Source organism: Ferdinandcohnia sp. SAFN-114, from assembly GCF_059415045.1.
This window is the reverse complement of the sequence record NZ_JBPFDQ010000137.1, coordinates 1-8,535: the sequence shown is the minus strand read 5'-3', so window position 1 is coordinate 8,535 and position 8,535 is coordinate 1. Positions and strand designations below refer to the sequence as shown.

Below are 8,535 nucleotides of genomic sequence, written 5' to 3'. Positions count from 1 at the left end.
AGTAAAGCACTTAGAGTCCCCAGTATGTAGTGTATTAAATGAGGTAATAAATCAGTTAAATTACTACAGAAACTAACGGAGCAGCATTCCTGTAATGAATGAAAATGGAGTTTGAACAAAAAAATAACCTCTTGGTAGAATGAGAGTGTCCTAAAGCTGGCCAGCGAAAAGGACAAAACCATATCCCAGGAGGCTTTAAAATGAATTATAACCAAAATAAGAAGATTGCTCAAATCACTTCTCAAACACTGATTATAGGTGTAGACATTGCAAAATTCAAACATGTGGCACGTGCCCAAGACTTTAGAGGGATGGAGTTCGGATCCCCTTGTCAATTTGAGAATACGAAAGAGGGATTTGAGTACTTCCTAAGGTGGATTTCTGAAATTAAAAAAGAACAAAACATGGATAAAGTTATGGTTGGAATGGAACCAACAGGGCATTATTGGTTCAACCTAGCCCATGTTTTAAAAGAAAATGGGATTAAATTTGTGGCTGTAAATCCTATGCATGTCAAGAAAAGCAAGGAGCTTGATGACAACTCTCCAACAAAGAACGATATAAAGGATGCAAGAGTCATCGCCCAATTGGTCAAGGACGGAAGATACGCCGAACCCACAATTCCACAAGGAGTTTACGCAGAACTTCGCGTGGCTAAAAAAATTCGTGATCTTCTAACGGTAGACCAACAAATTGTCCAGGGACAAATCCATAACTGGATTGACCGGTGCTTTCCTGAGTTTTTGACAGTATTCAAGGATTGGGAAGGCAAAGCAGCCTTGCAATTTTTGAAACTGGGGGCATTACCACATGAATTAATCCGATTTACGGATGAAGAATTACTAATCCATCTAAGAAAGACTGTAAAACGAAGTGTTGGTCTAAATAAAATCCGACAGCTAAAGGAAGCAGCCGGCAAGTCCATCGGACTACGCCAAGGTTCTGAAATGGCTAAATTGGAACTGAAAACGCTCCTCGATAAATATGAATTAATCCAGCTTAAATTCGAAGAATTGGATGCCAATATAGATGGTTTGCTTGAACAAATACCAGGTGTAGAACAAATGTTGGCCATAAAAGGTGTTGGCAGGGATACGGTTGCCGGCTTCTTTGCGGAAGTTGGTGATCTTACTGAATATACTCATCCTCGACAAATTATTAAGCTGGCAGGTTTAAGTCTGAAAGAGAATACATCTGGCAAGCACAAAGGAAAAACGACGATTACAAAGAGGGGACGCAAGAAGCTCAGGGCTCTGTTGTTCAGGGTTTGTATGATACTTGTCGCTAAAAATTCAGCGTTTAAGGCATTACATGCTCACTATACCAAACGTCCTGATAATCCATTAAAGAAGATGCAGTCCCTTATAGCATTGTGCAATAAACTCATTCGTATATTTTTTGCGATTGGCAAGAAGCAGTTTGAATTCAGTGAAGAAAAGATGTTAAAGGACATTCCTCATCTATCAGTATCTAAGAAAGTAGAAATCGCCGCGTAACTCTGGTTTGGAATAGATTAATTAGTATTGTATAGGGCAAAGTTTTTGGGAACATTTGAAGCACGGATTAGTCGGCAAAGCAACTAAATTACGGGCAGGACCCTGTGGGGCAGCATGGCTGACATCCACCTCATGGCAAGGTTGGACGAAGGAATTTTAGAGCAAAGACTCTGTGAGGCATGGGAGGGTTGACCTCCATGAGAAATGTGGACATCCACCGGTGCAATCATATTCTTACTATTATACCAATTTATGTAATAGGTTGGTTAGTAGGCTATAGCTCTTTTTTCTCTTGTCCACCAATATTATCCTTTAAAGTGATAATAACCCAAAATCCGATCGCTCACTAATATAAAACTACTAAGAAAATCTAAGAAAAACAGAGAAAACGGGAGATATTCCTTTCTTTATTGAGGGAGTTAGTTTAAGATTTAAGTCATCATTCTTAATAGTTATAGACTCGAAAACCACAAGATATAAGGATGATAAAACTAAAATTTATTAATATTTATTTTAAATAAAATTAAAAATTGGAAGGTGGATTTAATTTGAAAAGATTAGATATTGATGAATGGGATGAAATTTTTTGTAATATGGAACACAAGGAAGGTTATTCTCATTGGGATTGGATTAAAGTTGTATGGGTAGATAATTTAAATAAATGGTGTATATGTTATGGTGATGAAATACTTGAAAATGGATTTGAAACAGAAATGCAAGCACTTGATAGGTGTGAATATTTGGAAAGCATATTATAACTTAGAAGACTCTGAATAAAATAAGGTTTTATACCCTTCTTTAACTAAAGGCCGAAGGATGCTTTAGTGAAGATCGATGTTTAACTTTTATTCAATTTATGAAGACGTGGTATAATTATAAGATTACGAAAATTTGTTCCATCTAAAGACGTACATAATGAGGTTATGATTATGAGAAATAGAGGATCTATATTATTAGTAGAAAATGACAAGTTGCGTTTATTCAAAGAACTAAAGATGACACAGTTTATTACGTTTTTCATGGTGATGGAGTAGAAATGGAGCATGGAGAAGCGCTGGAAGCAGGAGAGAAAAGAGAAAGGGGGGAAACTATGACCCAAAAAATACGAAGTAACTTATTTTTTTTGAAACAATTTGGTTTTAATGAATCACTTTTACAAGCTATTTTTCAGTTAAGATTAGACCCCCTAGAAAGTATTTTTAATAATGAAAACGAAATGATTATGGAAATTGAAAGTAAATTTACAGATAAAGATAGAGAATTAGCAAGAGATTATCAAAAATATAAAAATTTCAAATCTGAATTATTTAATACTGAAGCTTTTTTAAAAGATGGTAGCAGTAAGATCTATTTTAAATATGATCAAAATGAATTGACGGCATTAATTCCAGAAAAAATTATGCCACTTTTTATGTACTCAAAAGGTGATGTTTCACAATTGTCGTTAGATAGAAAAAGAGTTGCTATTGTTGGTACCCGTAAGCCATCGGAAAAATCTATTGAATTAACCAAAAAAATAACACAAGAATACGTTCGCAATAACTATATTATTGTGAGTGGATTAGCTGAGGGGATAGATACTGTCTCACATGAAATCACTCTTAGTCTTGGTGGGAAAACGATTGCAGTGTTGCCTACCAATTTTAATAAAATTTATCCAAAAGAAAATCAAGATTTAGCTAACTTAATATCTGAAGAAGGTTTGTTATTAACAGCTATCGGTCCCAAGGAAAACACTTATAAATCAAGCTTTTTAGATAGAAATAAATATGTTGCCAATATTAGCGATTTAGTAATAGTTATAGAAACAAATTTAAAAAGTGGAACTATGAATACCATTAGAAATGCATATGAAGCGGATAAAAAGATACTTTTTGTAGATCAGGGTGAGGAAGCGATAAATAAAAAAATCTTTGAATTTGGAGGGGAAATGCTAAATGACAAATAAATTAATTTTCGTATCTAAATTAGTTTTTTTTAATGAAAGTAATGAGTTGATTGAGAAAAACTTACGAATCGCTGATTACTTTAATAACGAGAAGGTAAAGTTAGCTATTGTAGCTCAGCAAGCTACAATTAGTATATTGAAAAGAAATTTACCAAAAGAATATGAAGGTAAAATAAAATTTGTTAATAGAAGCTCAGAAACTAAAGAAAAAATTAGAGAGTTAAAAGATAAAGGCGGAATTTTTGGTGTAATAGGAATTGTTGAAGAAGATGCTATCTTTTCTTTTAATTGCAAAATTCCATTATTTAATCCAGAGGCATTAAGTAGTCGAGTAACTGTTTCAGAGAAAGTAAAAAAATATGGTTTGCCCATAATTGACTTTCAAAATGTTATAGATTGTTTTAAAGCAGATGAGATTCATAAAGATAACTACTTCCAAATGAGCTTTGGAGATTCTTTTAGAGTTATAAGTTTAAATAACGCAAATACGTATTATAGACCCGAAGAAGAAGCGAGAGTAAAACAAGTTTTTGAAACAAATTTAAAAGGTACCAAATCTGAACGTGATCAAAGAATATTACTTCTTCTATTATTTCACTTGATAAATGAAGTTACAACAAACCCTTATTATAATAAGATTGATTATTGGGGAACTTTCCCATCTTCAAATCCACAAAATATAGCTACATCAGTTTCTTTTTTAAAAGAGGCTGTTAGAGTAGTTATTGGTGGAGGACCTAGAAGAGGTCCTGAAATATTAATCAGAAATAAACAAATGCAATCTAAACATAGTAGTGGAGCAATTCGTTTGGAAACTAAAAGTAATAGTGATTTCGAAACTTTAATTGTGAATCCAGCTTTAAAAAATAGCATTAAGGGGAAAGTAATTTGTATTATTGATGATTATATTACAAATGGTTATTCAGCTGAGGCAGCAAAACACTTACTGTTTGCTGCGGGTGCTAAAGAAGTAATATTTCTCTCATTTGGTAAATTCGGAAAAAAATACTTTTCAACTAATTATGTAATAGACGGAGATGTATATTCTAAATATACTTATGAGTTTATAGATGAGGAACTTTATGAAGGTAATATTGGTGAAGAAATGTTTTATAATCCTAATAATGATTCAGAAATCTTAAATTTTGCAGATTTGATTTAGAACCATTACTCTTTAATTTTTATGTTATAGATTCTTTAGGACCTATTAACAGTTTAGTTATCTTGCTCATTTCATTAAAATTTCAAGTATAGACAAAGTTTACGGATTTTAATAAATATCTGCTCGAAAAGAGGTAAAAATATGGCTTGGTTAGAAAACGGCAAACTAATATCAGGTGCAGAAAGTCGAGAACTTATTTCTAAAGGTTTTCAATTTGTCGAAGGTGTTTTGAAATCACCCGACGAGGTAAATGACTTAATAAAATCTGGGTACACTACACCACATTTAGCAGAGGGCTTACGATATACTTTTACTTCTAAAGAAGCGAAAAGTCTTGGAATTTTAGGGGTTGGAGTTTTAGGTATCGGCATAGTTTCATGGGGAGCATGGAATGTTGGAAAGTTTTCAAAAAGTAAATTTGATAATAGAAAAAAGGAAAATCTCTAGCCTATTTCAGACTAGAGATTTTTCCCTTCACTTGTTCAACGTGAGCGTTAGTTGAACAAGGACTGTTATCTTTATTTTATCTATGCTACACAGTACAAATATACTGTTCAATAGAAGAGGTTATTCGGCAATCGGGTGCGTTTGTTGAACATCAAAAAGCCTAATTTCTCACTATAAAGTACGGAGGAATTAGGATTTTTATCTTTCGAAATCCTTAACTTTGTAAATCTGTACTACCTTGACTTTATCCCTAAGGTAAATACGGTGGCAACCAGTGGTAAACATTGTGGAAATCGCTGGTAAAATAAATGGCAGAAGTGGTACATTCCTATGGCCGTAATCAACACTGAGGGAGTTGAAAAACGGAGGCCGTCAAATGACCTATTTTATTGTATACTGATTGTTTAATAGGTAGCACTTTATACCTTATGTATTTGTCAATATTAATTTGAGCCAGAGTGATCACTTCAAAAGTGAGCCACTTCATTCTGAGTTATTACCATATTTGGGGGAGGACTGGGAGTTTAGGGTAGTTTGCCCCGAGGGGCAAACTACCCTAAACTCCTCGCGCGCCCAGACTACTGGTCGCTCCCATCCCTTTGATTCATACTTTGTCTAAATCGATAAGATTCTCCATTTAGTAGGAGGATATGAGCTTTATGTGTAAGTCGATCAAGGAGGGCTGCAGTCATTTTTTCATCTCCAAATATAGAGGTCCATTCCGTGAATTCTAAATTTGTAGTTATCATAACACTCGCTCGTTCATAACGACCGGCAAAGAATTGGAATAATAGCTCAGATCCAATTTTCGTGAATGGCACATAGCCTAGTTCGTCTATGATTATCAAATCAAATTTGAGCCACCGTTTTTCCAATGCACCTAACTTGTGTTCTTCATTAGCCAGAAGGAGTTCTTCTACTAATTCTGCAGCCGAGATAAACTTAACCTTATAGCCATTTTTTATCATTTCAACACCAATACCCGTCGCAAGATGCGACTTTCCTGTCCCACTGTTTCCCAAAAATATTATGTTTTCCTTCTTCTCCACAAAATCTCCCTTTGATAGGGTCAGAAAACGATTTCGGTTCAGGCTTGGCATCAAACTAAAATCATAGCTATCTAGTGTTTTCTGAACGGGAAAAGCCGCTTGTTTCAGCCTACGTTGTCTTTGATTCTCTTCTCTCGACTCTGATTCTGCTTCTAATAAAGCCAATAGAAATTCTTCATATCTCAAGTTACGATCTTCAGCCTCTCTTGCGAGAGAACGATATTGTGCTGCAATTGTAGGTATCCGTAGTTGTTTGGTAAGGTGGTCCAAAAGTAGTTCAGTTGTCATTTTCTTGTACCTCCTGTCAATTGGCCGTACTGTTCTATATTGGATTTATTCACTTTGTAATCAAGAAGATTGACTGGTGTCTTATCCGTAGGAAGAGTACTTATAGGTTTATGTTGATTTGTAAGCATTTGAATAATTTCATGGACTTTCTCATATCGAAAAACCTGTGATTTCTCTGCTTCCAATAAGGCTGTCGTTAAATTATTCATACCAATATCACGATGGAGGAGGAGAAGTCGAATGAACTTTTTATCACCTTCAGATCCTTCCTGCTCTCGCATTTTCAAATGGAATCTCTTGAATACGTCAGGGATTTCAGTAGATTGGAATGCATGAGCGTCACGGATTGCCCGTGGCTTTTTAAGTAATACTTCTAGATAATGATCAAGAACCGTAATCATCTGATTGCGTTCATAAGAACGAGAGTGTTCTGCGATCACTTGGTTTTGAGCCACTACGATTACACGATCGACAAAAATTTTTGCCCATACAGCTTGACCAGCATAGCTGCAGGGTACAGAATAATGATTTGTTTCCACTGTAATAAGGGAAGTTTTATTAACTTTGCACGATAAAAGTTTACAAGCTTCAAAACGATTTGTAGGAAGAGGATGAAGATACTCTTTTTCTTTCGTCCACATTTCTAGGACAGTCTCTGATTTATAAGGGACGTGGGTCCTTCCAGCTTCCTTTAGACACCAATCTTGGAGGTACTCGTTCAGTTCATTCATAGATTGAACTTCAGGATGTGGCACCAAAGCATTCCGTCTTACATATCCAACAGTGCCTTCGACACGCCCTTTTTCATTGCCACTTGCAGGATTACAGAATTCAGCTTTAAACACATAATGGGCTTGGAGACCAATAAACGCTTCTTGTTCTAGTCGATCCCTCCCTTGTAGGATTTTTAGTACAGCTGTTTTTAGATTATCAAGTAAACCTTCTGTCGGAACTCCTCCTAAAAACTCAAACGCATTAACGAAGCCATCCAGGAATGCCTCCTGTTTTGCATGAAGATATGCTCTCACAAACCGCATCCGACTTGCGGAAAGTTGGATACAGAAGAGGTAAATGCGTTGTGTTCGACCCTGTAGAATAATATCCGCCTCTCCCCAGTCGAATTGGAATTGGTGGCCGAGTTGAAAAACAAGTGGTATAAATACTTCCTGAATTTGTTGCCTGCGCTTTGCTACGATTTTACGAATGTTGGAGGCTGAGCCTTTGAATTCATATTCATCTTGTAATCTATTAAAAATTTTGATAGCCGTGTGCTTTTGTTTTTTGCAGCTTTTCAAGTCATCTTCTAGCCATTGATCGATAATTGGAATAACTCTTTTTGTCTCCGGTGAATACTCTTTAGTCCCATATACTTTTTTTCGAAGGACTGTTGTTGGTGCTGTACCTTCTTTAAGATATTTACTTACAGTATTTCTGGAAATTCCTAGTTTTGTCGCAATTTGCCTTTGCGATAAACCTTCAACCTCTTTTAAGAATTTGATATTATGAAATTGAGCCATTTCGATCATCCTTTTTGTTCCTCTCTATATGAAGTAAGTTTGGTCACTTTCTATCATAAGAGAGGTTAATAGAATTGGAAATCATGTGGCTCATTTTTTGTGTGATCAAAACGTCTAAAAGTGGCTCAAATCTAGATTATCAAAAACACCTTATTAAAAAAAGTGCAGAACTCTGCAACATTTCCTTTACAAAGCGCTGCACTTTTTAGTTCAATTCTGTTACAGCTCGGAGAACATAAAAGGGTTTGGTCCTTAGTTAAAAGAAAGGTTGCAGCCTAATTAAATGGAGTTATTTTTTTCGATTAATTATGAAAAATCCTTTATTTTAATAAAGTGAATGAAACTCTATTCCGAATAATTATGAAAATAATCTATTGTATTAACCTCTATATAATAACACTACATTCCGAACAATCATGAAAAATAACATTTAATGTAATTTTTCATGGCCATTAACATTATAGTTGGTAAATATACAATAAAGTAAGTAAATATACAATAAAGAATGTAAATTTACTATAAGGATAAGAAAACATAAGAAACTCGGTATCTGTGAACTGACCTAGCCAAATGAGACATATATAAAACACCTATCCATATTAAATTTAACACTTTTTCATTAATTTGA

General features: G+C 34.8%; 7 protein-coding genes. 5 read left to right on the top strand and 2 right to left on the bottom strand.

Annotation, left to right across the window (positions count from 1 at the left end; translation table 11 throughout):
- Positions 1-200 precede the first annotated feature (200 nt).
- The 5 genes from ACR65M_RS25600 to ACR65M_RS25580 all read left to right on the top strand — a co-directional run bounded on the left by ACR65M_RS25600 (position 201) and on the right by ACR65M_RS25580 (position 5,053).
- The gene (locus tag ACR65M_RS25600; RefSeq protein ID WP_440274806.1) at positions 201-1,496 is read left to right on the top strand and encodes an IS110 family RNA-guided transposase; all 1,296 of its coding nucleotides are present in this window, start codon (positions 201-203) and stop codon (positions 1,494-1,496) included.
- 548 nt (positions 1,497-2,044) lie between these two features.
- Positions 2,045-2,254 carry a hypothetical protein gene (locus ACR65M_RS25595; RefSeq protein WP_440274805.1) on the top strand — a complete coding sequence of 70 codons (210 nt, stop codon included), beginning with the start codon at positions 2,045-2,047 and terminating at the stop codon, positions 2,252-2,254.
- Between the two features lie 278 nt (positions 2,255-2,532).
- Positions 2,533-3,444: a DNA-processing protein DprA gene (locus tag ACR65M_RS25590; RefSeq protein ID WP_440274804.1), complete on the top strand. Its 912-nt coding sequence runs from the start codon at positions 2,533-2,535 to the stop codon at positions 3,442-3,444.
- A complete protein-coding gene (locus tag ACR65M_RS25585) occupies positions 3,434-4,606 on the top strand; it encodes a phosphoribosyltransferase (protein ID WP_440274803.1) in 1,173 nt (390 codons plus the stop codon). Before ACR65M_RS25590 ends, ACR65M_RS25585 begins: the two co-directional genes overlap by 11 nt.
- 141 nt (positions 4,607-4,747) lie before the next feature.
- Positions 4,748-5,053, top strand: coding sequence for a DUF5516 domain-containing protein (locus ACR65M_RS25580; protein WP_440274802.1), 306 nt, complete (start codon positions 4,748-4,750; stop codon positions 5,051-5,053).
- A 578-nt stretch (positions 5,054-5,631) separates the two neighbouring features.
- Here the strand turns inward: ACR65M_RS25580 and istB are convergent.
- Entirely contained in the window at positions 5,632-6,390 is a 759-nt protein-coding gene (istB, locus tag ACR65M_RS25575) for an IS21-like element helper ATPase IstB (protein ID WP_440274801.1), read from the bottom strand.
- Entirely contained in the window at positions 6,387-7,907 is a 1,521-nt protein-coding gene (gene istA / locus ACR65M_RS25570; RefSeq protein WP_440274800.1) for an IS21 family transposase, read from the bottom strand. Before istA ends, istB begins: the two co-directional genes overlap by 4 nt.
- Positions 7,908-8,535 lie beyond the last annotated feature (628 nt).